This window comes from Gordonia amicalis (genome assembly GCF_022059885.1).
GTDB classification, from domain to species: domain Bacteria; phylum Actinomycetota; class Actinomycetes; order Mycobacteriales; family Mycobacteriaceae; genus Gordonia; species Gordonia amicalis.
Map to the genome: position 1 here is coordinate 1,957,444 of NZ_CP091855.1, position 23,386 is coordinate 1,980,829.

The window sequence follows — 23,386 nt, forward strand, 5'->3', positions numbered from 1 at the left end:
CCAGGCGCTCCGCCTCAGATCGTCAGCTTCGTCGGCGTCGTGCGATTGGCCGATTCGCCGCTCGAGCCGTCACCGATCTGCCCGTCGTTGTTGAAGCCCCAGCACCAGACCGAACCGGAAGCCATCGCGCACGACGTACCGTTGCCGGTCGAGATCGAGGTGACATCCGTCAGACTGCTGACCTCGCGGGGGATCTTCACCGAGCCTCCGCCGGAGCCGAGCTGGCTGCGGTCGTCGTCGCCCCAGCAGTACGCCTTCTTGTCGGCGACCGCGCAGGTGGTTCCCCAGTCGGTGGAGATGGCCGACGCCTTGGAGATGCCGTTCACCTTGGTCGGTGTGTTCCGCGGTTCGGCGGTGCCGTTGCCGATCTGTCCGTAGGCGTTCGCGCCCCAGCAGTACGCATCTCCGCCGCCGGCGATCGCACACGCCGTCTGGTAGTAGGTGCTGGTGTTGGTGCTCGGGTCGTTGTCGTCGTCGGGATCGGACTCGTGGTAGCCGCCGAGGGTGATGTCGGCGACGTCGCTCAGGCCGCCGATCTTCACCGGCGCCGACCGCTCGGTGGTGCTGCCGTCGCCGATCTGCCCGTTGTCGTTGTTGCCCCAGCAGAACGCCGACCCGTCGGACACGGCACAGGTGGTGCCGTAGGCGGTGGTGATGTCGGTGACGACGCCGAGGCCGGGGACCTTGGTGGGGACCGAGACGGGGTCGGTGCCGCCGGTGCCCAGCTGGCCGTACTCGTTGTTGCCCCAGCAGTAGGCGTCGGTGCCCGCGACCGCGCAGCTGGTGCCCCAGCCGGTGCTGACCGCCTTGACGTCGGAGATCGTGCCGATCTTCGTCGCGGCGTCGACCGTGTTGCCGTCGGAGTCGTTGCCGACCTCGCCGTAGTGGTTGTTGCCCCAGCACCACGCCGCGCCGGCGGCGACCGCACAGGCCGTGCCCACGTACTTGTTGTCGCCGGTGAGGTAGCCGCCGACGGAGACCGATGTCGCGTCGGTGACCCCGCCGACCGTGGCCGGCCGACTGTGCGGAGTGGTCGTCCCGTCGCCGAGCTGTCCGGTGGTGTTGTCGCCCCAGCAGTTCACGGCGCCGTTGACGATCGCGCAGCTGGTGCCGAAGTTGGTGCTCACCAACGGTTGTGCCACGGTGGCCTTCTCCGGGTCGTCGACGGTGCTGCCGAGGAGGACCAGGCCGGCGATCGCACCGATGACAACCACCAGCACGGCGCCGAGGACGCCGGCGATGATCAAGCCGGTGCGCTTCTTCTTCGGCGGGGTGGCTGGTGCGCCCGGGTATCCCGCCTGCGCGGCGGCCGGCGGCTGCGTGCCGTAAAGCGGCTGCGGCCCAGACATGTTCGGCCCAGACATATTCGGCCCGGAGATGTTCGGGCCGGCCATGCCGGGACCGGAGGGATGGTTCATCAACGGCTGTGGACCCGACGGTCCGGTCATCGTCGGCTGCGGCGGCGGGGTGTACTGGCCGTAGGTCTGGCCGTACGGTTGCTGCGGTGCCGACGGTGCGCCGGTGCTGCCGCCGACGAGGGTCGGCGGGGGAACCGCTGCGGCCGCGATCGTATTGCCCTGCGCCGCAGGTGCTTCGATCGCCGATGTCAGTGCGGCGGCGAAGCTGCGGCAGTCGGGATACCGGGCCGCCGGGTCCTTGGCGAGTGCACGCTGGAAGACCGGGTCGAGCTGTGCGAGGTCGCCGCGTAGCTGGCCGATGTGGGGGACCGGGCGCTGGATGTGGCCGAGCATCACCGACGGCGAGGACTGGCCGACGAACGGCGGCTGCCCGGCGAGGAGGGCGTAGGCGGTGCAGGCCAGCGAGTACTGGTCGGAACGTGCTGTGGCGTCGGCACCTTCGAGGGTTTCCGGTGCCGAGAACGCGACGGTCCCGATGAACGAGTGGGTGCCGGTGAGGTTGGCCGAGCCGGCGAGCTTGGCGATACCGAAGTCGAGCACGAGTGCACGATCGATCTGGCCGGTCGCGGGGTCGCGGGTCACGAGGATGTTGGCGGGCTTGATGTCCCGGTGCACCACCTGGTGCCGGTGGGCGTAGTCGAGGGCGTCGGCGACCTGGGTGACGACCGTCGAGACCTCGGCCGGCTTCAACCGCTCCTCGGTGAGGTCCTTCCCCTCCACGTAGCTCATCGAGAACCACGGCGAACCGTCCTCGATGCCGTACTGGTGGATCGTGATGATGCTGCGGTGGTCGAGCTTCGCGGTGGTACGTGCCTCGTTGGTGAAGCGCTGGTTGAACCCGGGCTGCGCACTGACCGCCGTCGAGATGACCTTCAACGCCTCCCGCCGCTCGAGTTGCAGGTTCTCGACGAGATACACCTCGCCCATGCCACCGGCACCGAGCTGGGAGATCACGCGGTAGCCGGCGATGTGGGTGCCCGGACTCAACGGCACGGCGACACCTCTTTCTGACGATGAACTCGGACTCCTGGCGGACGTACGCTGGGACGATACCGAAGGCACCTCCGTCTGGGGCACCCTTCAACCGGATGACCCCCGGCTGTACGCGACCGTGCCTAGTACGCGACCTGAGTGGGTGTCAGGCGGTCGTCGGTGTTGCCGACGCCGAGCTGACCGGTCGCGTTGAAACCCCAGCAATAGACATACGACGACGCGAGGGCGCACGTCGTTCGTTCGCCCGCCGAGATCGCGGTGACATCGGACAATCCGTTGAGCCGGGTGGGATTCGGACGGTCGGTGAGGGTGCCGTAGCCGACCGATCCCCAGGCGTTGGCGCCCCAGCAGTAGCCGGCGGCGCCGGCGATCGCACAGGTCGTGTGCCCCGTTCCGGTGCTGATGCCGGTCACGCCGTCGACGCCGGACACCTGCGTCGCGGTGGTGCGCGACTCCTTCGTGCCGTCGCCCAGCTGCCCGAAAGCGTTGTTGCCCCAGCAATATGCGCTGCCGCCGGCGATGGCGCAGGCGGCCTGGGCGCCGGCCGACACCGACGTCGCGGCGTCGAGGTCGGCCACCCGGGTGGGCTTCGACTGGTTGTAGGTGGTGCCGTCGCCGACCTGACCGTTGTCGTTGAGGCCCCAGCAGTAGGCGTCGCCGCCCGCGACCGCGCACGTGAAGTTGACGCCGACACTGATCGAGGTCACGTCCTCGAGTCCGGCGACGCGCACCGGGCGGTACTGGTTGGCCGTCGAACCGTCACCCAATTGGTCGAAATCGTTGGTGCCCCAACAGTAGGCGAGTCCCGCGGAGATCGCGCAGGTCGCCCAGTTGGCGGTCGAGATCGCGGTGACGTCGGTGAGATCGGCCACCCGCGTGGGCTTCCACCGACTGGTCGTGGTGCCGTCACCGATCTGCCCGTAGTCGTTGTTGCCCCAGCAGTAGGCGACGCCGGCGGCGATCGCGCAGCTGTCGGGACCGCCGGTGGTGATGGAGGTGACGCCGGACAGGTCGGCGACGCGCGTGGGTTTCCAGCGGTTGGTCGTGGTGCCGTCGCCGAGCTGCCCGGCCTGGTTGTCGCCCCAGCAGTAGGCGGTGCCGTCGCGGATCGAACAGGTGGTGCCCAGGCCCGCGCTGAGCGGGACCTCGGACGCCTCGGCGGCCTGCGGGCCCGACGCAGCGCCGCCGTCGTCATCACCACCTTGGGTGACCAGTGCGACGGCCGCGACCGCCGCCAGCACCGCGACGATCGCAGCCGCACCGGCGATCCACGGCCATCGGCGTCGACGACCCGGCGGCGCGGCCTGCGTGGGGGCCGAGTGCGCGGGGAGCGGGGGAGTGAAGCCGGGCGACGACCGGTGCTGTGTCTCGGAAGGAGGCTGCCGCCCGGACGGGCTCTGCGCGTACAGCGGGGGACTCTGTTGGGGCGGACTCTGCTGGGACGGACCCGGATACCGCGGCTGCTGGGCGGGCGGCGGCAAGGTCTCCGGTGCCAGTGGCGGGACGAAGTGAGTCGCCGAGGTGCCGGATCGGGCGTCGGGTCCCGACCGGCCGAGCGCCGCACGCAGGTCCGCGGCGAAATCGCGGCACGTGGGGTAGCGGTCCAGCGGGCCGCGGGCCAGGGCACGGTCGAAGACCGGGTCGAGCGCGGCGAGGTCGGGGCGATACCGGCTGATCCGTTCCGGCGGCGACGTCAGCTTCGCGACGATGTGCCGGGTCTGGGTGTCGGCGTCGAACGGGGTGGTTCCGGAGAGCAGCTCGTAGGCGGTGCAGGCGAGCGCGTACTGATCCGACGCCGGGCCCGCGGGCTTGCCGTCGAGGATCTCCGGGGCCGCATAGACCAGCGTGCCGACGAACGACGACGGTGCGGTCAGCGTGGTGGCGGTGGCGAGTTTCGCGATCCCGAAGTCGAGGACGACTACCCGGTCGAGGGCGCCGTCCATCGCCCGCCTGGTGACGAGGATGTTGCCCGGCTTGATGTCGCGGTGCACGACACCGTGCGCGTGGGCGTAATCGAGGGCGTCGGCGACGCGGTCGACGACCGTGAGGATCTCGTCGGGCCGGAACGAACTACGACGCAGGTCCTGTCCGTCGAGGTAGGTCATCGTGAACCACGGGTCGTCGTCGGTGACGCCGTAGTGATAGATGGTGACGATGTTGGGGTGGTCGAGGGCAGCAGCGGTCTGGGCCTCCCGGCTGAACCGACGGACGAACTCCTCGTCGACGGTCTCGGCGATCGAGATGACCTTGAGCGCCTCACGCCGCCGCAGTTGGGGGTTCTCCACCAGGTAGACGGTCCCCATGCCGCCCGTGCCCAGGCGGCTGATCACCCGGTAGCCGGCGACCTGTTCAGGGTGGTGGGCCATCAGCGCCTCCTGGTGGCGTGACCGGTGATGCGACGACGATAGCCCCGCTCCGGCCGCCATGCCCCGGACACGGCACTTCTTCATTCGAATGGCGTGGCACAATGCTCCCGTGGCAAACAACAGTGGTGAGAAGGCCGGCAAGAAGCGCTACGTCGACAACGGCTGGCCCCAGGATGACAACGGTGACGCCGCCGACCATGCGGTCTCCGAACTCGCGACGCACATCTCGGGTGCACTGTCCCCGTTCGGTGAAGTCGAGTTCCCGCTCCCGGTCGACGATCTGCCCTTCGTGCAGTCGAAGACGGTCGTCAACCGCTGATACCGATGCCGACCACCGGAGATGACGGCGGCGGGTCGGTCTTTTCGGGTGAGGGTGCCGACGCCGGTCGCCTGACGCACATCGACGACGCCGGGACGGCGCGCATGGTCGACGTGGGACACAAGGCCCCGACGAAGCGTCGTGCGATCGCCAGCGGCACCTTTCACACCACGGCCGAGGTGATCGGTCTGCTCAGTGAGTCGAAGCTGCCCAAGGGCGATGTTCTCGCGACCGCGCGCATCGCCGGGATCATGGCGGCCAAACGCACCGACGAGCTGATCCCGCTCTGCCATCAGCTGGCGTTGTCGTCGGTGGAGGTCGACTTCACCATCGGCACCGACTCCATCGACGTGACCGCGACCGTCGCCACGTCCGGCCAGACGGGCGTCGAGATGGAGGCACTGACCGCGGTGGCCGTCACCGGGTTGACGCTGCACGACATGGTCAAGGCCGTGGACAAGCGGGCGCGCATGGACGGGATCCGCCTGCTCGAGAAGACCGGCGGCAAATCCGGCGACTGGTACCGGGACGACCCGGCCGATGGCTGAGAACACGCCGCCCGACCCCGCACGACGACGCGTCGCGCAGATCGTCGTCGCGTCGACGCGCGCGAGTACCGGGATCTACCCGGACCGCACCGGTCCGATCATCGAGGGCTGGCTCGTCGAGCAGGGTTTCCGCGTCGCCGAACGCGATGTGGTGGCCGACGGGCCGCCCGTGGGCGCCGCGATCCGTGCCGCCGTGTACGCCGGCGTCGACCTCGTGATCACCACCGGCGGAACAGGTCTCTCACCCACCGACCGCACCCCCGAGGAGACGCGACCGCTGCTCGACGTCGAGATCCCCGGCCTGGCCGACGCCATCCGTGCGGCCGGACTGCCCACGGTCCCGACCGCCGTGCTCTCACGCGGCCTCGCCGGCGTCGCCGGGACGACACTGGTGGTGAACCTGCCCGGCTCGACCGGGGGCGTACGGGACGGCCTGACCGTCCTCACGGACGTCGTGCACCACGCACTCGATCAGATCCGCGGCGGGGATCACTGATCGTCCCGCGACAGGACAGGATTCGCGAATGACCGTAGTCGTACACACCGCGGTGTCGGAGGAGCCGATCGGGCTCGCCGACCACGAGGCGATGGTCGCCGACGCCGCCGACGGGAAGGCCGGCGCGATCGTCGGCTTCGTGGGCGCGGTCCGCGACCACGACGGCGGCCGGAACGTCGCCGCTCTCGACTATTCCGCCCATCCGACGGCGTCCAGGGTGCTGACCGAGGTCGTCGAGGAGGTCTCGTCGGTCGACGGTGTGCGCGCGGTCGCGGTCTCGCACCGCGTCGGAGAACTCGAGATCGGGGATGTCGCCTTCGTGGTGACCGTGGCCGCCGACCATCGCCGCGCCGCATTCGAGACGTGCGCGCGGCTCGTCGACGAGGTGAAGGCGCGTCTGCCGGTCTGGAAGCACCAGTACTACGACGACGGCACCGAGGAGTGGATCAACTCGGCCTAGCCCTTCGAGGCTCGTCGCTATCGCTCCTCGCACCTCAGGGAGCAGGAGATGGCTCGTCGCTATCGCTCTTCGCACCTCAGGGAGCGTGAAGAATTGGAAAAGGGCCCCGCACGGATCGCTCATCGTGCGGGGCCCTTTGTCTGTGGCCCTCTGCGTTGCTCCGAATCGGTGTCCGGGCTACCTGCAGATCAGGGGTTGGGCAGCAGGTGCTTGTTGTCGTTGAAGAGCTTGATCTGTTCGGGACTCAGCGAGACACCGCTGCTCTTGGCGGCGTTCCAGAGGTTCTTGACCTCGGGGCTCACACCGGAGTCGGTGAGGACCGAGGTGACCTGGTTGGCGACGTCGTCGGTGGTCTTGGCCTCAGGGGCCTTGACGAGGCTGAAGCTGCCGTTGCCGTCCTGGAGCTGCTTGACGATCGGGGCCGGGACATCGCTCGGCGCGGTGCGCGGGGTGTGACCCGAGAGGCCGACGCCGCAGGTGGGCCATGCGCCCTTGCCCTGCGAAGCGAGCACGCGCTCGGCGACGACGATCTGCTCCTCGCGGGTGGCCTGCTCGGCGGTCGGGGCGAACTCGCCGCCGCCGTGGCCGCTCCAGGTGCTCGGCGAGAACTGCAGGCCGCCGTGGTAGCCGTTGCCGGTGTTGATGGCCCAGTTACCGCCGGACTCACACTGGGCGACCTTGTTCCATTCGGCGTCGGTCGCGGCGTTCGCGGTACCGGTGCCCATGAGGGCGGCTCCGCCACCGAGGACGGCGCCGGTGAGGGCGACCTTGGTGATGGTCTTGGTGGTCGAGCTGGTCGTCTGCTTGCGGTGACGTCCGGTCATAGATCGATTCCTCTCTCCACGCGCCTACGAAGTCAGCTGTCGGGTTCGAGCGAGAGGTTGCTCGGCCCCAGTGCGTCCCCGTGAATGTTAATCACGGTTCTGCGCCTGGGACTTAACCCCGAGGACACCTGGTGTGGTGCCCGGTCTCAGGGGATGAGGTTGGGTCCCCCGTCCTCGCTCCTAGATTCGTTCGGTCGTTCCCACCGGCGGAGCGAGGCTCGGCGCGGCCGGCAGGACGTATGTTCTGTTTCCTTACCGTGACCTTCGAGAAGGTCGCTTCGTACAGTACGTCGTTCGATGGAGTGATTCACCTGCTAGTTCGCAACTGATTTTCGCGCCAGATCCTGGTCTCCCGACCCACTTTCGGCGTCATCCCAGTTCATCGGGCCGGATGCGCTCCCGTGGCCTGCTCGTTACCACTCCGTTATGTGACAAAGGTCACATGCCCGAAGTGGTATCAACCACCGGCAAACGGCGGGAGGACGTCCAGTGTCGAGCAGATGCCGAGCGGCTGTGAACGGTCAGTGAGCGCGATCTCGTCGCGGAGGTAGGAGCAACGCTCGAGAACCGTCGCCAATCCGGGGTTGCCGGCGGACAGTGTCGACTCGAGGTCTCCGAGGGTGGTCGCCGGGTCGATGTCGACGACCCGCGACTCGGTGCCGGCGGCGGCGCGCGCGGCGGCGAAGAAGCGGACGGTGAGGTTCATCGGAACCCGAGCCTATCCACCGATGGCGGACATGGGCCGCGACGGCTGCTGGAAGCCGGCGGCGTTCACCTCGTGCCCGGGCGCCTTCTGCCACATGTCGGTGCGCCACAGCGCCGCCACGGCCGCGTCGACCTCGTCGTCGGGCAGGGTTCGCAGGGTGGTGCGCAGATCTGTTTCCGAGGACGCGAACAGGCAGTTGCGCAGCGAGCCGTCGGCGGTCAGCCGGGTGCGGTCGCAGTCGCCGCAGAACGGGCGGGTGACCGACGCGATCACCCCGACCTTTGCCGGGCCCCGGGACGTCCGATGGCCGTCGACGAGCCACGTGGCCGCCGGCGCGCTGCCGCGCGGTGCCGGATCGGGCAGCAGGGTGAACCGTGTGCGCAGGGTCGCCAGGATCTCGTCGGCGGTCACCATCCGGGATCGCTGCCAGGCGTGATCGGCGTCGAGTGGCATCTGTTCGATGATGCGCAGCTCGTAGCCGTGCTCCAGGCAGTAGGCGAGGAGATCCGGTACGGCGTCGAGGTCGGCGCGGTCGGGGATCACGGCGTTGACCTTGACGGGGTCGAGTCCCGCGCGTCTGGCGGCCGCCAGACCCGTCAGCACGTCGTCGAGCCGGTCGCGTCGGGTGATCTCGGCGAATCGTTCCCGGTCGACGGTGTCGAGGGAGATGTTGATGCGGTTGAGGCCGGCCGCCACGAGCCCGTCGATCCGCCGGGAGAGTCCGAGACCGTTGGTGGTCATCGCGATCTCCGGGCGTTGCGGCAGTGCGGAGACGGCACCGATGATCTGCTCGAGGTCGCCCCGCAGCAGCGGCTCGCCGCCGGTGAACCGGATGCGTTCGATCCCCAGGTCGCGGACCGCGACGGTCAGCACCCGGATCAGCTCGTCAGCGCTCAGCACCGCCTCGGTCGGCATCCAGTCGAGGCCCTCGGCGGGCATGCAATAGGTACAGCGCAGGTTGCACCGGTCGGTCACCGAGACGCGAAGGTCCTTCGCCACCCGCCCGAACGTGTCACGCAGGGGGCCCTGCGTGGGAGCGTCGGCGGATGCCCCGGCCGAGTGCGGCCGTGGCATCGGAATCCCGAGGCCGACCGTGCTCATGCTGACCTGCGGATCACGTGGCGTTCGGACCCTTGCGGGCTTCGAGAGCGCGGAAGGTGCTGGCGTGGAACACGAGTGGCTCGACACCGGGATCGGCACGCAGGGTGTTGATCTCCAGCAGCACCACGGTGTGGTCGCCCGCCTGGATCTCGTTGTGGATGCTGCACGACAGGTGGGCGGCCGCATCGGGGACGAACACCGCCCCGGCGTCGGTGCTCAGCGGCGTGATGCCGTCGAACCGGCGCTCCGCCGGACCGGCGAGCTGCTTGCAGACGTCGGTCTGGTCGCCGGCGAAGACACTGACCCCGATGGCCGGCGCGGTACGGATCTGCGGCCACGTCGTCGACGTGTTCTGGACGCACACCGACACCAGCGGCGGGTCGAGGGAGACGGTCGTGAAGGAACTCGCCGCCATTCCGATCAGCGTGGTCGAATCTCCCTCACCCCGTAGGCAACACACCGCCACGACGCCGCTCGGGAAGCAGCTGAACGCCTCCCGGAGGGCCTTGGCGTCGGAGACGGGGGCAAGGTCTGGAGTGGTGTCGATGGTCGCTGTCACGGTCCTCACCTGGCTCGGCGTCCGGCACGGAGTGCGTACACCAGGCCGAGGAGAAAACCCAGAGGTGCGCACATGGTCAGCAGGTAGACGAAGGTCGGGGCGGTGTCGCCGTCGGTGAGGAGCGGGGTCACGAACAGCGCCACGAGAGCGATGAGTCCGATCGCGAAGATCACCATGGCCACCTGCAGCAACCGTGGGGACGTCGTCTTCTGCATGCCATCCACGGTAGTGCACTCGTCGGCAGACGACGCCGAGTGATGGGTGGAACGGGGTGCGCGGAGGTAATGGTGTGACCGGCGGTGGGGTGTTGGCTACCATGGGGCAGCAGGCGCCTTGCATCCGTCTGGGCCCTTACGGACTTCCCGGGGGCTGTAGAGATGGGTCACGGCGTCTTTTGTTGTGACAGGCAGATCTTTGACGAGATCACGACGTACAGATGAGGGTGAGCACAGTGCCGACCGGCAAGGTGAAGTGGTACGACGCGGACAAGGGCTTCGGCTTCCTCGCGCAGGAGGACGGCGAGGACGTCTATGTCCGTGCGTCTGCCCTGCCCGACGGGGTGGAGGCCCTCAAACCCGGGCAGCGCGTGGAGTTCGGCATGGCCGCCGGTCGCCGCGGGCCGCAGGCGCTGAGCGTCAAGGTCCTCGAACCCGCGCCGAGCGTGTCCAAGAACGTGCGCGAGGCCGCTCGTAAGGACGTCAAGCGGCACACCCCCGACGAACTTCACGGCATGGTCGCAGATCTGATCACCCTGCTCGAGGGCAAGGTGCAGCCGGACCTGCGCAAGGGGCGCTACCCCGATCGCAAGACCGCGCAGCGGATCTCCGAGGTCGTGCGCGCGGTGGCCCGCGAACTCGAGCACTGAGTTCGACGAGCCGCCCGTTCCTCAGCCGAGGTACTTCTGGAACTCCTGCGGTGCGGTCTCTGCTGCCAGCACGCCGCGCGGGATGATCTCGTCGTTCCGCGTCAGCCTGGCCGACGCCGGGTAGACGGTGATCCCCAGCAGGACGTATTCCGGTGCTGTCTTCAACGTGACCGTGTAGGTCTCGCCCGACGCCTGGGGTTGCTCGTCCTCGACGAGTCCCCTCGGCGTCCAGTAGACGGCGGCCAGGTTCCACGGACCCTGCGAGATGTCACCGGAGACCGACAGCATCACCGTGTCGCCGACCGCCACCGGAACCCGGGGCGCCTCGCGCTGCGACGTGCCGAGCGGCGGGTCGCATTCGTCGAGCATCAGGTCGCACCAGCGCACCGGTTCGACGGTGTAGAGGTTCTTCCCGACGGCGATGTGCAGGTAGGGCTTGTCGTCGTGCGTGGAGTTGCGAGTCAACAGGAACACCGAGGTGCCGACCACCGCGACGAACGCGACCACCACGATCGCGATGATCGCGAGTGCCTTCTTCTCTCCACTGCTGATCACTGTCTGCGATGTCCTGTCTGGTCGGGGGCCTGGCGGTCACCGTGGGGCCGGTCACCGGAGTTCGGGAAGGGTGCCGTCGACGGCATCCGCGTGGTGGACGGCCGCTGGGTGTGCGGCCGGGTCGGCGCCGATCCCGGGCTGGTCCGGCGGGACTGCGCGGCGTCGTCCGCGCCGGCCGCCCGGAACGCGACGGTCGGTGCGGCATGGTCGGGGCGTCGACCACCCAGACCGGGCACCAGCGACGAACCGCGGGTCGTCAGCACCGTCTGGAGCAGCCCGAGGCCCAGTAGCACCGAGACGACGGTGAACCCGATCCACAGGGTCGGGGGCAGCAGCACACCCAGCGACGCGCCGAACACCCACGACAGCTGCAGAACCGTCTCCGAGCGGCCGAACGCCGATGCGCGCGACTCGTCGGGCAGGTCGTCCTGGATCGATGAGTCGAGGCACACCTTGCCGATTGCACTGGTGCCCGAGGCGACGAGCGCGGCGACAGCGGCCGCGGCGATGTTGCCGAAGACGGCCGCGAGGACCGCGACGACGAAGCAGGCGGCGGTCGACCACACGATGATGTTCGGCGGATTCTTCAGTTCCAGCCTGGTGCCGACGCCGTTGCCGATCATGTTGCCCACGCCCGCCGCGGCACCGACCGCGCCGAGCAGCAGCAACTGCGTCCAGTCCGACGCATCGCCCTGCTGGGACTTGGCGTAGAACGCCACGAACAGCGTCAGGAAGCCGGTGAGGATCCGGATGGTGCCGTTGCCCCAGAGGCCGGCCACGACGGTGCGGCCCAGCGGCTGACGCATCTTGGCGGCCAGCATCTTCGCACCCTCGCGAGCGCTGGTCGGCTCGTGTTCGGGGGTGCTCGAACGGGCCGGTTCACCGTGGTAGGTCAGGGTCGTGGGGATCTCGCCCTCGGTCGACTCGACCCACGACGGGATGCGCATGCACAGGTACGCCCCGGCCGCGGCGACGATCGCCAGCCACACCATGGCTCCCGGCAGATGCAGCGGCAGCAGTTTGCCGAGCAGCATCTCGACGAGCGCGGCGAACGCACCGCCGACGATCGTGCCGCCGATCAGTCCGAACGTGGTCAGGCGGGAGTTGACGCGCGGCAGGTCGATGGTCGGCGGCACCACGCGCGGGGTGACCGCCGATTTGAGCACGCCGAAGGACTTCGACAGGACCAGCAACCCCAGAGCGCAGGGATAGAGCACCCACGGGTCGTATTCGAGTTGCTGGGTGACGTCGTTCCACTGGACGTTGGTCATGATCAGCAGGGCCAGCACGACGCGCAGGCCGAAGGTCGTGGCCATCGCGATGCGACGTCCGCGCTGGAGCCGGTCGAGCAGCGGACCGATCAGGGGGGCGATGAGCGCGAACGGGGCGATCGTCAGCGCCAGATACAGCGCGACGTTGGTCTTGGATTCACCCGATGCGGCGGCGAAGAACAGGGTGTTGGCCAGCGCGACGGCCATCGCGGCGTCGGCGGCGAAGTTCGCGATCACCGGGAGGGTGAGCGCGGTGAGGCCGGACTGGTCGGCTCCGTCGGCGGTCGCGGCCCGATGGATCTTGCCGATGCCCTTGCTCGTCAGCTCGCGGCTGCGCATTGCGGCGACGCGCATCACGGTGAGCTTCTCGGGCGTTCGGGGCCCGTGCTCGGTGGGCATCGCGCGGGTCGCCGACTCGTCGTGGAACGGCTGACCTCGATCGTCGAGCGGCGGTAGATGCGGATTGTGTGTGGGCGGGGGCAGGTAGGCGTTGCGCCCGGGGCCCGGGCCGGGCGGCGGTCCCCAGCCGGGTGCCGGCCGGCGTGCCCTCATCTGGCGGGTCTCGTCGGCCGGGTAGTTCGCCGACCCGGGGTGCTGCGCGGCACGTCGGCCGCGATCATCGGTCGGCGGTTGAGGCTGGCTCGCCGGACCCCTGGGGGCCCCGCGCCCATCGTCGTGTCGGGAACTCCGTGGGATCACGAACACGATTGTTCCTCATATCGTGCCGGTGCCGCTTGAAGCGGGTCGTTGTGTGGCACACGTCGGCGATATTGCACACTGGAACCGTGACTGACGTACGTGAGGGCGGACGACTGCTGGCTGCCGTCGACATCGCACGAGCCGCGCTGGTCGACGACGGACAGCAGCCCGGGGCACATCGGCGCAGCGTGGCCGAGGGAGAGTGGGCTGCCGCACACTATTTCGACGCCGAGCTCGCAGGCTACCGCGGCTGGCAGTGGTGTGTCGTGCTGGCCGGCTCGCCGGGCAGCGACGAGATCACCCTCAGTGAGGTCGTGCTGCTGCCGGGCGACGGTTCGCTCCTTGCGCCTCCGTGGGTGCCGTGGGCCGAGCGCGTCGCCTCCGGCGATCTCGCGCCCGGCGATCTGCTGGCCGCCGAGCCCGACGACCCGCGTCTGGTGCCCAATCAGATCGACACCGGCGACGAGTTCCGCTTCGACTCCGAATCCGAGGACCCTGACGACATCGGCCAGGTGGCCGGCGAGATCGGCCTCGGCCGCCGCCGGCTGCTGAGCTACGACGGCCGCGCCGACGCCGCGCAGCGCTGGTACGACGGCGACTTCGGTCCGTCGTCGGAGATGGCGCAGGCGGCCCCGTTCTCGTGCTGCACCTGTGGTTTCTACGTGCCGCTCGCGGGCGCGTTGCGCGCCGGGTTCGGTGCCTGCACCAACGAGTACGCGGCCGATGGTCGGGTGGTCTCCGCCGAGTACGGCTGCGGCGCACACTCCGACGTCCAGGCCCCGAAGGGTGACGGTTCACCCGCGTACGACGCCTACGACGACGGTGCCCTCGAGATCATCTCGATCACCCGGGACGCCGAACCGGCGAACTCCTGAGCGACACGCCCTCACCCATGAGCGCCGATCCGTTCGGCACCGCCGCGCTGCGGTCGTCGACGCTCGACGGGTGGGTGGCCTCGCCGACACGCCTCGCCGAGGATGCCGCCGCCGAAGCTGATCTGGTGACGGTCGGATACCGCGACCGTCTGCTCACCGAACTGGCGGCCAACGCCGCCGACGCCGCGGCTGCGGCGGGGATTGCCGGCGAGCTCTCGATCTGGGTGGATGGTGACGAGCTGCATGTCGCGAACACCGGTGAGCCACTGACTGTCGAGGGCGTCCGGTCGCTCGCCGCGCTGCGGGTGTCGGCGAAGACACCCACCGGCGGTCAGATCGGACGGTTCGGCGTCGGATTCACCGCCACCGCAACGGTCGCGGACCGTGTGGAGGTCCGTTCGCGCACCGGATCGATCGTCTTCGACCGTGCCCAGACCGTGGAAGCCGTTCGGGAAGCCGGGCTTTCGGGTGACACCGTTCCGGTCCTGCGGCTCGTGTGGCCGTCGGAGGTCAGGCCGGGGGCGGGGGCGGGTTCAAACACCGAGGGTTTCGACACCGAGGTGGTCCTGAGCCTGCGTGAGCCCTCCGGTCCGCTGATCGAGGCGATGCTGGCCCAGGCCCCCGATCTCGTGGTCGAACTTGCTGCACTGCAACGGATCACCGTCGGCGGTGTGGAGATCGAGGCCGAGCGGTCCGCCGGGCCAGAGGTCGACGACGACGAGGCCTCGTCGGCGATCGTCACGGTGTCCGTGAGCGGCGCCGGGTCGTCGTCGACGCAGCGCTGGCTGGAGGTCACGCGTGGCGGTACACGCTGGCTCGTCGATGCCGACGGTGGTCGCACACCCGATCACGATGTCCTGCGCGCACCCACGCCCACCGACATCGAACTGAGCCTGCCGTGCCGGTGTATCACCGACCTCGCGCTCACCCCGGACCGTCGGCACCTGCACCCCCGGGCCGAGATCCGTGACGCCGCAGCCGGTTACGTCGACCTGCTGCTACTCCTCGACCCGGTGCGTCGACTACAACTCGTCCCGGAACTGCACCTCGCGCGGAATCGCGACGACGTCAGGCTGATCGAGGCGGTGCGTGAGCAGCTCCGCGACACGGCGTGGTTGCCGGGTGCCGGCGGCGAGGCGTTGTTGCCGTCGCGGTCCGTCGTCCTCATCGGGCTCACCGATCGCCTGGCCGAGATCCTCGCCGAACACTTCACCGACCTCGTGCATCCCGACATCTCTCTCGCGCAACACCTTCCGACGATGGGTCGGCTGGGGGTCGAGGAGTTGGGGCTGGCGGCGCTGGCCGAGCGACTTGGCGGACTGCAGCATGAACCGTCCTGGTGGCACGACCTGTACGAGGCGCTCGCGCCGCTCGTGTCCACGGGACGCGAGGTCGAGGAACTGGGCGCGCTGCCGATTCCGCGGTCGGACGGCCGGATGTCGGTCGGGGTTCGCGGCCTGTTCGTCAGCGATCGCATCGCGACCCCGATGCGGTGGATTCCCACCGTCCACCCCGACGCCCGCCACTCGCTGCTGGAACGTCTGGGCGTGCAGGAACTTTCCGTCACCGATGCGCTGGCCGACCCGGCACTGCGGGTGCTGATCGAGGACTTCGACCCCGAGAGTGCCGGTGACGACGGGTTGGCCGCCGAGATCTGTGCGGTACTGCGCGCCGACCCGGACGCGGCGGTACCGACGTGGCTGGCCACGCTGCCGCTGCTCGACACGGACGGCGAACTCCGTCCCGCCGATGAACTCCTGCTTCCCGACAGTCCGCTCCTCTCGGTCCTCGTCGACGATCATCCGTTCGGCGTCGTCGACGACGAGGTCGTCTCCGAGTGTGGCGCAGGCGAACTGCGACGCCTGGGCGTCGGCTGGGGTTTCCTCACGGTCGACGACGAGCTGCCGGTCGCTCCTGACCACGACCTCCCCGACGAGGAGGACTGGTGGGACACGCTGCCCGACGCGCCCGAAAGGCTCGCCGCGGTACGCGATCTCGACCTGATCGACGACCGGTCCTGGTCCGAGGCGCTGACCATGATGGCGACCGACGAGGACATCGCGCCGCTGCTCGCCGACCGGGACGGGTACACCTCCTGGTGGTTGCGTCGGCACGCCGAGGTCGACGGGTTGCTGCTGGGGGAGTACCGCGCACCGTCGGACGAGATCCTCGCCGGGATCATCGACCCCCTCGACCATCCGCACGCCGACGCGCTGGTCGGTGCGCTCGCACGCCTGGAACCCGACACCGCCGTCGATGCCGACCTCCTGCTGACCCGCCTCGGCGATCCGGAGCGGGACATCTCCGCCGGTGCCGCGGTGATGGTGCACGCCGCCGTGGTCGCGGCGTGCCGTCGCGGCGTCATCGATCCCGCGGATGTCGAGGTGCCCGAACGGGTTCGGACGATCGCCGGCATCGTCACCGAACGCGCGGTCGTCGTCGACCAGCCGTGGTTCCTGCAGGCCGTGCCGGACCTGGAGGCGGTTCTCGCCGGACCGACGATCACTCCCGCCGACGCCGAGGTCCTGGCGACGCTGCTCGACCTGCCGCTCGGTTCCGAGGAGTACACCGCGACCGTCCGCGACCCCGGCGACACCGCGACCTGGGCCCACCCCGAGGCGGTGCGTTTCGGTGCCGAACGCGGGGTCGAGGTGCCGCGTGGCCAGGTGCGGTTGCATGACGAGTTGTGGATCTCGTTGCGCTCTGCGGATTCCCAGCGAGACATCCGCGTGCGCTGGTGGGTTGAGGACGGGGTCACGCATCTAGAACGCCGCGCCAGCTCCACATCCTGAAGCCGGACCGATGTCGCACGCAACTCCTGCTCCCTGAGGTGCGAGGAGCGATAGCGACGAGCCTCGAAGGGCTGGCGACTCACCAACGCACCAGATGTAGCCATTCGTATCGATCAGCGATACCTATTGCGACATCAGAGTTTTCGACAACCACTCACCAGGCCTTCGAGGCTCGTCGCTTACGCTCCTCACACCTCAGGCAGCGATGGGGTAAGCGCGCGTTCGGATCTGGCAGCCAGCAGTAGGTTTCGGTCAGCGAAACCTATTGCCGGCCCGCGTCGATCCCCGCGGTGAGGATGCTCGCGAGCTGGCGGTATGCGGCGGCGTCGTCGAGGCCGGTGGCGGCCCAGACCTCGCGGCGCTGGATGCGACTCATCATCGAGGCGGCGAGGTCGGCGGCGAAGGCGGCGTCGATGTTGCGGAAGTCGCCCGCGGCGACACCGTCGGCGATCAGCTTCTGTACCCGGGTCGCGGCCGCGGCGGTGTTGAGTTCGTAGAGCGAGCGGGTCGGGGTGAAGGCGTCGAGGTCTCGCATGAACGCCTCCGACGCCGGTGACAGCGCCTCACCGACGGCGACCAGGTATGCGATGACCCGCTCGCGTGGGCTGTTCGACGCCGCGACCCGCGCTTCGACCTGCTCGGTCGCGGTGCGGAAGAAGTGGGTGACGGTGGCCGTGACCAGCTGTTCCTTGCTCGCCGCGAGGGTGTAGAGCGTCGACTTGGAGCACCTGAGCTCGGCGGCGATGTCGGCGATCGAGAGGTGGGCGAAACCGTCGCGCAGGATCAGCTCGAGCAGGGCGTCGAACAGGGCGGCACGACGCCGCGTCGCGAACCCCTCGCGTGGCATACGACTCCTCCCGACTGCGTCGGCTGTACCTGCCGCTCCCGGAATAGTACTGTGCAGAGGACTTGAGTACTAGTTTGATTACCTGAGCTCCCTGACATGGAGGTACCGATGCCGGTCGACCGTCTGCTCCCCAATGACGAGGCTCGCGACCTGATCGCGCTGGTCCGCGACATCGCCGACAAGCGGATGAAGCCGATCGTCGACCAGCACGAGAAGGATCGGCAGTACCCGGAGGGGCTGTTCGCCGAACTGGGTGAGGCCGGCCTCCTCGGCCTGCCGTACCCGACCGAGTGGGACGGCGGCGGTCAGCCGTACGAGGTCTACCTGCAGGTGCTCGAAGAACTCGGCGCGCGCTGGGCGTCGGTCGCGGTGGCCGTCAGCGTCCACGGCCTCGCGTGCCATCCGCTGTTCAACTTCGGTACCGAGGAGCAGAAGCAGCGCTGGCTCCCGGATCTGTTGAACGGCAAGCTGATCGGCGCCTACAGCCTGAGTGAGCCGCAGGCCGGGTCCGACGCCGCGGCGCTCGCGTGCCGCGCCACCCCCACCGAGGGTGGTTACACCGTGACCGGCTCCAAGGCATGGATCACCCACGGCGGTATCGCCGACGTCTACAACGTCTTCGCGCGGACCGGCGAAGGATCGAAGGGCATCTCCTGCCTCTTCGTCGCCCGCGACACCGAGGGTCTGACCTTCGGCAAGCCCGAGGACAAGATGGGTCTGCACGCGGTCCCGACCACCGGGGCGTCGTACGACAACGCGTTCATCGACGAGGATCGTCGTCTCGGTGCCGAGGGACAGGGCCTGCAGATCGCGTTCTCCGCGTTGGACTCCGGGCGGCTCGGCATCGCGGCCGTGGCGACCGGGCTGGCGCAGGCGGCTCTCGATGCGGCGGTGGATTACGCGCAGGAGCGAGCCGCGTTCGGCCGCAAGATCATCGACCATCAGGGTTTGTCGTTCGTGCTGGCCGACATGGCCGCCGCCGTCGACTCGGCGCGTGCCACCTACCTCGACGCGGCGCGTCGTCGTGATGCGGGAATGGAGTACTCGCGGGCGGCGGCCACCGCGAAGCTCGTCGCGACCGACGCCGCAATGAAGGTCACCACCGATGCGGTCCAGGTCTTCGGCGGCTACGGCTACACCCGCGACTTCCCGGTCGAGCGCTACATGCGCGAGGCGAAGATCACGCAGATCTTCGAGGGCACCAACCAGATCCAGCGTCTCGTGATCGGGCGTGCGCTCGCGAAGTGACGTCCCGGCGAACCCCGGACCCGCTGCAGGATCGCGACCTCCCGCCGCGCACCGACCCACCCCACGCCGGTTGAGCCGACACCGACCGAAGCGAGGCGTCGTGTCGAAACCGGACACAACCAGCAGATGGGCGTGCGTCACGGCCGATCAGCGCTTCTGGGTCGGGCTCGTGATCATGCGAGCGGCCGGGGCCGCCTGGGCGCCTGCTCATCGGTCGAGGTAGTAGAAGGCGCGGCCGTCGAGCCGACGGAAACGCGGTCCACCGAGCTTGATGAGCAGCTTGAGGATGCCGGGGATGCGGGCGAACACCGCCTGGCGGTCGGCGTCGGACAGGCCCTTGACCATCATCGGGCTCATCCTCAGCATCTCGCCCAGGCCCGACTGCTTGCCCATCTTGGCCTCGAACTCCTCCCAGTCGTGCATCGTCATCCGACGCTGCACGATGGCGATCGCGTCGGTCTCCTCGTGGGTGAGGTGATCGCCGAGGATCGGCTGGGCGCGGACGAGTGCGTCGACCAACTCGGAACGGGTCTGCTCGTTCGCGTGGGCGGCCATCGTCGTGAACCCGGCGTGGCATTCCTCGAGGATCGGGTCGATCTGGTCGTGTTCGGCATCCATCGCCTCGAGGACGCGCTTCTCGGCGTCGTCGCAGCGCTCCTCGAGCAGCGGCCACAGCTCGACGTCCTCGCCGTTGTGATGGTGATGAAGTGCCGTGGCGAACATCGTCCAACGGTCGGCGAGAGCGCGCCAGGTGCCGGCGTCGTCGAGCTTGGTGCGGGGCACGGTCGCGGCGAAGTCGGCGAGGTCGCGTCGGAACGCGTGGTGGAGGACGTACATCATGAACGGGTCGATCGGCCCGTCGGGCGCGGCGGCCTGACCGGGGAGGCGGAGCTGGATCGGGAACGTGGTGGCGGCGGGGTGGGTCGTCATCGGGTGGGTCCTCATCTGGTGTGTGGGGTTCGGGCTGACGGTGACCACTGTCGGTCTCGCCTCTTGTGGCGCACTTGAAGACGGCTTGAGCGTCGGGTTTCGGCAGGTCACGACGTGCGCGGCGTCGGTCGGTCGAACGATCGCGGCGTCGGGTTAGGGTCGGTGCAGTCAGAGTCGGTCGCGCTACCGGCACGCCGGAGGAGAGGAAGGTCGGACCGATGTTCCTGTCGCCGACGACGATCGACGAGAACGTGTGGGACTGGGTCGTGCGGAATCGCGCCGAGCCGTGGAACACGATCGCCGAGTTCGTCACGCTTCTCGGCAACACCCTGATCCTGACCACACTCACCGTCCTGGCGGTGATCGGCCTGGCGGCCGCCGGTCGGCGCGTCGACGCCGTGTACCTCGGCGTCGGAACCCTCCTCGGTTACGCACTGATGCAGGGACTCAAATTCGGGTTCGCGCGCAACCGGCCGCCGATCGAGGACCGGTTGCTGAACATCGACTCGTTCTCCTATCCGTCGGGCCACGCGATGATGACGATGATCGTGTTCGGTCTGTGCGCGGTGGTGGCGTACCGCTGCTTCGCGTGGGTGCGCGGGCATCGGTGGATTCTTCTGCTCGCACCGCTGCTGTCGATTCTCGTGGGGCTCACCCGAATTGAGCTCGGCGTGCACTGGACGACAGATGTGGTGTCCGGCTGGATCTTCGGGGTGCTGTGGGTCGCGCTGTGCACCTGGGTGCTCGCACGGTACGAAACGCGGAGGCGTGCAGACGTTCCCACCGCCGGCGCGAGCTGACCCGGGAAATCGTCCGGGCAGGGGATAGTTCGGACGCGTGCGATTGGGATTGACTGTGAAGATGTCGCATCCGGGTCCGCCGTCCGATGGGGATGCCGACGCGCCCCGGCCATCCGATGAGTCGCCGACGTCCATCCAACCTGCGCGTCCCACGGTGGGACCCGGGGTCTCGCTGAACAAGGACAGTCGCCCGGACCCGCACGCGACGACGCCCTCCGGCGCCGGGCCGGCGCAACCCGACCCGTACGCGTCGACGCAGTTCGGCCAGAGTCCCCATCCGCCCACCGGCATCGCGCCCCCGATGGGACCGCCCGGGTATCCACCGCCCGGCTACCAACCGCCGGGATACCCACCACCCGGCTGGCAGCCGCCGGGGTATCCACCTCCCGGATATCCACCGCCCGGTTGGCAGCCGCCGCCTCCGCGCCGGTCGAACACCAAGGCGTATGTCATCACCGGGATCGCATTGGCATGCGTGCTCGCCCTCGTCGTGGGTGGCGTCGTGTGGTGGAAGACGACGCAGTCCGCGGAGGAGCCCGACCTGCTCGCCGGACAGTTGACGGGGTCGTATCCCACGGCGCCGAGTGCGGCGTGGACCGTCGAGTCGGGATCGTTCGGGGCGGATTCGTATGTGTCACCGCTGACGATGGAATCGTCATACGAGACCCTGGGCGCGGTACACGACGACCAGACACTCGTGACCCTGCTCCGAGCGGACCGTGGGAGCTCGTCCTCCGGACACCGTGTGCTGGGGATCGATGTCGCATCGGGAAACCGGTGGATGTTCGACGAGCCGGTGTCGTCATGTTCCGACGCGATCGTCGATCACACCATTGCCTGTCTCGGCAACGGGAGCGCTCACTTCATCGACACGCGAACCGGACGCTCGGCCGGCAGTGTGCCGGTCCCGGGGTCGGCCTTCGGCATCGCGTTCAACGGCAGCGCGGCATTCGTGCGGCAGTTCGGTGGCGGGCAAGGCCAGATGACGCTGATCAAGCTGACGCCACGGGGCACCGAGTGGCAGAAGACGGTGACCCTTCCCGAGGCATTACCGAGCGGGGACTCGTCGCAGTTCACGGCGACGGACAAGTTCGTCGCAAGCGCTGACGGCGTCATCGGGGTGGTGTCCGCCGACGACGGACGTGTGGTCTATACGAGCCCCGGCCGGACCGGCATCGGACGCCTCGCGGACGGCTCGCTGATGTTGTTGAGCGGCAGCATGAACGACGAGCAGCCGCAGGACGGGCCCGTCGTGCACCTGCGCGCTGACGGCACCACCGCCCGGTACGCGGGTGTCGACGTCCAGGTCCCCGTGGTGGCGACGCCCGATCAGCGCGACCGGACGATGATCGGCGGCACCTACGTCGACCTCGGTGATGGGCGGTCACTGTGGTCGGTGCCGGGTACGGGAAACCTTGCGGTCGCCGCACTCGTCGCGGATGACCGCGAGTTCGTCTACGTGCGGAGTGGGGGTGTGGTGGCAGCGGACGTCGCCACCGGGGAACAGCGGTGGACCGCCGAGGCAGCCGGGTACGCCGGGCGCACGGGCTACGGAGTCACCGACGGCGAACGCCTGATCTTCCCGTCGGCTGATGATGGCGTGGTCGCGATCGACCTGGCCGACGGTTCTTCGCAGTGGTCGTTGCCGGCAGCGTCGGTCGGCAACACCGGAACGAATGGTGGGGCGCCCGGGCCCGCACGCACCTTCGCCATCGGCGACCGTCTGGTCACGCTGACCTCGACCACGATCACCGGCTTCGCCCCGACGGGTCCGCGCGCGATCGTCCCGGGCACCACCCGGGCGAGCGACAGCGGCTCCGACGGTGGGGGAACGGAGTACGTGACACCGTGCGGGTCGCCGCCGGTCTTCACACCGCAGTCGTTCCGCACCGCAACCGGTGGCCTCGTCATCACGATGAGGGTCACCGCGGAGTGTCCCGGTGGGGACGTCCTGTTCGGTCCGCAGACTCGGATCACCATCTCCGACGCCGGAGGTCTGGTCGCGTCGGGCATCTTCGACTTCCAGCGATCCCCGGTCGCCGTCCCGGCGCCCGATGGTGGAGGCGCCCTCGATCTCGAGCTGACCTACCCGCCGGGCAGTTTCTTCCGGTTGCCCGACACTCTGAACGGGAGCGGACCGAGTTCGGGTTCTGCCGGTGGCTCCGGCTCGGGTTCGGCTGGGGGACAGTATCTCGTCGACTGTGACAAGGGCCCGACGCCGGGGCCGCCACCTTCGGTGACCACGCCGGACTCGGGTATGCCGGCGGCGTCGTCGGTCGCCACGGACGCCGCGTTCCCGGCCGGCACGGATGTGACCGCGACCAGCGTCGACGCCCTTCGCCTGCAAGCCGACGCCGACCGTGCGTTCATCCTCGCCAACCTGAACAACCGCTGGGTCGCCCAGCTCAGCTCGAAACGTCCGGGTCTCGTGGCCGACGGTCGTACCTGGGACGATCAGGCCATCCTCGACGAGTTCCTCGCACTTCGCCTGCGGTTCAACGATGTTCGGTTGCTGTGGAGTGATGAGTGGCCGGTGTTCTCGTACCAGGGCTGGTGGGTGACGGTCGCGGCGGCGACGTTCCCCGGCCCGGTGGAGGCGAACAACTGGTGCCGAACCCAGGGCTTCGACCCCGACCACTGCTTCGCCAAACTCGTGAGCACCACGGCCGGACCGGACGGCTCGACGCTGTACTGGAAGTAGCCACCGGGAAGGG

At 69.0% G+C, this 23,386-nt stretch carries 21 protein-coding genes and 1 riboswitch; of the genes, 10 read left to right on the forward strand and 11 right to left on the reverse strand.

From position 1 onward, the window contains the following. Nucleotides 1–14 precede the first annotated feature (14 nt). Both IHQ52_RS09020 and IHQ52_RS09025 read right to left on the reverse strand, forming a co-directional pair. On the reverse strand, nucleotides 15–2,411 hold the full coding sequence (locus tag IHQ52_RS09020; protein WP_238064196.1) for a protein kinase domain-containing protein: 2,397 nt from the start codon (nucleotides 2,409–2,411) through the stop codon (nucleotides 15–17). Nucleotides 2,412–2,533: 122 nt separating this feature from the next. After that, the gene (locus tag IHQ52_RS09025; protein ID WP_006438207.1) at nucleotides 2,534–4,777 is read right to left on the reverse strand and encodes an RCC1 domain-containing protein; all 2,244 of its coding nucleotides are present in this window, start codon (nucleotides 4,775–4,777) and stop codon (nucleotides 2,534–2,536) included. Nucleotides 4,778–4,865: 88 nt separating this feature from the next. Here IHQ52_RS09025 and IHQ52_RS09030 point away from each other — a divergent pair, with 88 nt between their 5' ends. The 4 genes from IHQ52_RS09030 to IHQ52_RS09045 are packed head-to-tail and all read left to right on the forward strand — an operon-like array spanning nucleotide 4,866 to nucleotide 6,600. Further along, entirely contained in the window at nucleotides 4,866–5,096 is a 231-nt protein-coding gene (locus tag IHQ52_RS09030; protein WP_006438208.1) for a hypothetical protein, read from the forward strand. A gap of 5 nt (nucleotides 5,097–5,101) precedes the next feature. After that, a complete protein-coding gene (gene moaC, locus IHQ52_RS09035) occupies nucleotides 5,102–5,644 on the forward strand; it encodes a cyclic pyranopterin monophosphate synthase MoaC (protein WP_096273337.1) in 543 nt (180 codons plus the stop codon). After that, complete coding sequence (locus IHQ52_RS09040; protein WP_024499888.1) at nucleotides 5,637–6,140, forward strand: MogA/MoaB family molybdenum cofactor biosynthesis protein; 504 nt, start codon at nucleotides 5,637–5,639, stop codon at nucleotides 6,138–6,140. Before moaC ends, IHQ52_RS09040 begins: the two co-directional genes overlap by 8 nt. Before the next feature lie 28 nt (nucleotides 6,141–6,168). After that, nucleotides 6,169–6,600 (forward strand): molybdenum cofactor biosynthesis protein MoaE, encoded by a 432-nt coding sequence (locus tag IHQ52_RS09045; protein ID WP_006438211.1) that lies wholly within the window; start codon nucleotides 6,169–6,171, stop codon nucleotides 6,598–6,600. A gap of 188 nt (nucleotides 6,601–6,788) precedes the next feature. On the opposite strand, the gene IHQ52_RS09050 is transcribed toward IHQ52_RS09045, so the two are convergent. From IHQ52_RS09050 to IHQ52_RS09070, 5 genes are all read right to left on the reverse strand, one after another. Next, nucleotides 6,789–7,424 carry a transglycosylase family protein gene (locus IHQ52_RS09050; protein WP_096273339.1) on the reverse strand — a complete coding sequence of 212 codons (636 nt, stop codon included), beginning with the start codon at nucleotides 7,422–7,424 and terminating at the stop codon, nucleotides 6,789–6,791. Between the two features lie 5 nt (nucleotides 7,425–7,429). Beyond that, a riboswitch (cyclic di-AMP (ydaO/yuaA leader) is annotated at nucleotides 7,430–7,630 on the reverse strand. Between the two features lie 251 nt (nucleotides 7,631–7,881). Further along, complete coding sequence (locus tag IHQ52_RS09055; protein WP_024499890.1) at nucleotides 7,882–8,130, reverse strand: MoaD/ThiS family protein; 249 nt, start codon at nucleotides 8,128–8,130, stop codon at nucleotides 7,882–7,884. 12 nt (nucleotides 8,131–8,142) lie between these two features. Continuing rightward, on the reverse strand, nucleotides 8,143–9,231 hold the full coding sequence (gene moaA / locus IHQ52_RS09060; protein ID WP_024499891.1) for a GTP 3',8-cyclase MoaA: 1,089 nt from the start codon (nucleotides 9,229–9,231) through the stop codon (nucleotides 8,143–8,145). A 13-nt stretch (nucleotides 9,232–9,244) separates the two neighbouring features. Further along, nucleotides 9,245–9,790 carry a flavin reductase family protein gene (locus IHQ52_RS09065; RefSeq protein WP_006438215.1) on the reverse strand — a complete coding sequence of 182 codons (546 nt, stop codon included), beginning with the start codon at nucleotides 9,788–9,790 and terminating at the stop codon, nucleotides 9,245–9,247. Between the two features lie 5 nt (nucleotides 9,791–9,795). Next, nucleotides 9,796–10,005, reverse strand: coding sequence for a hypothetical protein (locus IHQ52_RS09070; protein WP_024499892.1), 210 nt, complete (start codon nucleotides 10,003–10,005; stop codon nucleotides 9,796–9,798). Nucleotides 10,006–10,241: 236 nt separating this feature from the next. Between IHQ52_RS09070 and IHQ52_RS09075 the strand changes: the two genes are divergently transcribed. Continuing rightward, nucleotides 10,242–10,655, forward strand: coding sequence for a cold-shock protein (locus IHQ52_RS09075; protein WP_006438218.1), 414 nt, complete (start codon nucleotides 10,242–10,244; stop codon nucleotides 10,653–10,655). A 21-nt stretch (nucleotides 10,656–10,676) separates the two neighbouring features. Here the strand turns inward: IHQ52_RS09075 and IHQ52_RS09080 are convergent, their stop codons facing one another. Together IHQ52_RS09080 and IHQ52_RS09085 are read right to left on the reverse strand one after the other, a co-directional pair. Continuing rightward, complete coding sequence (locus IHQ52_RS09080) at nucleotides 10,677–11,210, reverse strand: DUF2771 family protein (RefSeq protein ID WP_024499893.1); 534 nt, start codon at nucleotides 11,208–11,210, stop codon at nucleotides 10,677–10,679. Next, entirely contained in the window at nucleotides 11,207–13,033 is a 1,827-nt protein-coding gene (locus IHQ52_RS09085; RefSeq protein ID WP_238064197.1) for an MFS transporter, read from the reverse strand. Before IHQ52_RS09085 ends, IHQ52_RS09080 begins: the two co-directional genes overlap by 4 nt. A 233-nt stretch (nucleotides 13,034–13,266) precedes the next feature. On the opposite strand from IHQ52_RS09085, the gene IHQ52_RS09090 reads away from it, so the two are divergent. Together IHQ52_RS09090 and IHQ52_RS09095 are read left to right on the forward strand one after the other, a co-directional pair. Beyond that, nucleotides 13,267–14,055 carry a DUF3027 domain-containing protein gene (locus IHQ52_RS09090; protein ID WP_238064198.1) on the forward strand — a complete coding sequence of 263 codons (789 nt, stop codon included), beginning with the start codon at nucleotides 13,267–13,269 and terminating at the stop codon, nucleotides 14,053–14,055. A 17-nt stretch (nucleotides 14,056–14,072) separates the two neighbouring features. Continuing rightward, nucleotides 14,073–16,847, forward strand: a complete 2,775-nt coding sequence (locus tag IHQ52_RS09095) for a sacsin N-terminal ATP-binding-like domain-containing protein (protein ID WP_238064199.1) — start codon at nucleotides 14,073–14,075, stop codon at nucleotides 16,845–16,847. A 262-nt stretch (nucleotides 16,848–17,109) separates the two neighbouring features. On the opposite strand, the gene IHQ52_RS09100 is transcribed toward IHQ52_RS09095, so the two are convergent. Next, nucleotides 17,110–17,694, reverse strand: coding sequence for a TetR/AcrR family transcriptional regulator (locus IHQ52_RS09100; protein WP_096273347.1), 585 nt, complete (start codon nucleotides 17,692–17,694; stop codon nucleotides 17,110–17,112). A 108-nt stretch (nucleotides 17,695–17,802) separates the two neighbouring features. On the opposite strand from IHQ52_RS09100, the gene IHQ52_RS09105 reads away from it, so the two are divergent. Then, the gene (locus IHQ52_RS09105) at nucleotides 17,803–18,942 is read left to right on the forward strand and encodes an acyl-CoA dehydrogenase family protein (protein ID WP_096274911.1); all 1,140 of its coding nucleotides are present in this window, start codon (nucleotides 17,803–17,805) and stop codon (nucleotides 18,940–18,942) included. Between the two features lie 207 nt (nucleotides 18,943–19,149). On the opposite strand, the gene IHQ52_RS09110 is transcribed toward IHQ52_RS09105, so the two are convergent. Then, nucleotides 19,150–19,872 (reverse strand): hemerythrin domain-containing protein, encoded by a 723-nt coding sequence (locus tag IHQ52_RS09110; protein ID WP_096274912.1) that lies wholly within the window; start codon nucleotides 19,870–19,872, stop codon nucleotides 19,150–19,152. A 218-nt stretch (nucleotides 19,873–20,090) separates the two neighbouring features. On the opposite strand from IHQ52_RS09110, the gene IHQ52_RS09115 reads away from it, so the two are divergent. Both IHQ52_RS09115 and IHQ52_RS09120 read left to right on the forward strand, forming a co-directional pair. After that, nucleotides 20,091–20,672 (forward strand): phosphatase PAP2 family protein, encoded by a 582-nt coding sequence (locus IHQ52_RS09115; protein WP_096273349.1) that lies wholly within the window; start codon nucleotides 20,091–20,093, stop codon nucleotides 20,670–20,672. A 61-nt stretch (nucleotides 20,673–20,733) separates the two neighbouring features. Further along, nucleotides 20,734–23,373 carry an outer membrane protein assembly factor BamB family protein gene (locus IHQ52_RS09120; protein WP_238064200.1) on the forward strand — a complete coding sequence of 880 codons (2,640 nt, stop codon included), beginning with the start codon at nucleotides 20,734–20,736 and terminating at the stop codon, nucleotides 23,371–23,373. The last annotated feature ends 13 nt before the right edge of the window (nucleotides 23,374–23,386 follow it).

Coding starts and splice junctions, on each gene's coding strand:
- IHQ52_RS09025 (WP_006438207.1), bottom strand. CDS start 4,777: ATGGCCCACCACCCTGAACAGGTCGCCGGCTACCGGGTGATCAGCCGC.
- IHQ52_RS09030 (WP_006438208.1), top strand. CDS start 4,866: ATGGCGTGGCACAATGCTCCCGTGGCAAACAACAGTGGTGAGAAGGCC.
- moaC (WP_096273337.1), top strand. CDS start 5,102: ATGCCGACCACCGGAGATGACGGCGGCGGGTCGGTCTTTTCGGGTGAG.
- IHQ52_RS09040 (WP_024499888.1), top strand. CDS start 5,637: ATGGCTGAGAACACGCCGCCCGACCCCGCACGACGACGCGTCGCGCAG.
- IHQ52_RS09045 (WP_006438211.1), top strand. CDS start 6,169: ATGACCGTAGTCGTACACACCGCGGTGTCGGAGGAGCCGATCGGGCTC.
- IHQ52_RS09050 (WP_096273339.1), bottom strand. CDS start 7,424: ATGACCGGACGTCACCGCAAGCAGACGACCAGCTCGACCACCAAGACC.
- IHQ52_RS09055 (WP_024499890.1), bottom strand. CDS start 8,130: ATGAACCTCACCGTCCGCTTCTTCGCCGCCGCGCGCGCCGCCGCCGGC.
- moaA (WP_024499891.1), bottom strand. CDS start 9,231: ATGAGCACGGTCGGCCTCGGGATTCCGATGCCACGGCCGCACTCGGCC.
- IHQ52_RS09070 (WP_024499892.1), bottom strand. CDS start 10,005: ATGCAGAAGACGACGTCCCCACGGTTGCTGCAGGTGGCCATGGTGATC.
- IHQ52_RS09085 (WP_238064197.1), bottom strand. CDS start 13,033: ATGAGGGCACGCCGGCCGGCACCCGGCTGGGGACCGCCGCCCGGCCCG.
- IHQ52_RS09095 (WP_238064199.1), top strand. CDS start 14,073: ATGAGCGCCGATCCGTTCGGCACCGCCGCGCTGCGGTCGTCGACGCTC.
- IHQ52_RS09100 (WP_096273347.1), bottom strand. CDS start 17,694: ATGCCACGCGAGGGGTTCGCGACGCGGCGTCGTGCCGCCCTGTTCGAC.
- IHQ52_RS09105 (WP_096274911.1), top strand. CDS start 17,803: ATGCCGGTCGACCGTCTGCTCCCCAATGACGAGGCTCGCGACCTGATC.
- IHQ52_RS09110 (WP_096274912.1), bottom strand. CDS start 19,872: ATGACGACCCACCCCGCCGCCACCACGTTCCCGATCCAGCTCCGCCTC.
- IHQ52_RS09115 (WP_096273349.1), top strand. CDS start 20,091: ATGTTCCTGTCGCCGACGACGATCGACGAGAACGTGTGGGACTGGGTC.
- IHQ52_RS09120 (WP_238064200.1), top strand. CDS start 20,734: ATGTCGCATCCGGGTCCGCCGTCCGATGGGGATGCCGACGCGCCCCGG.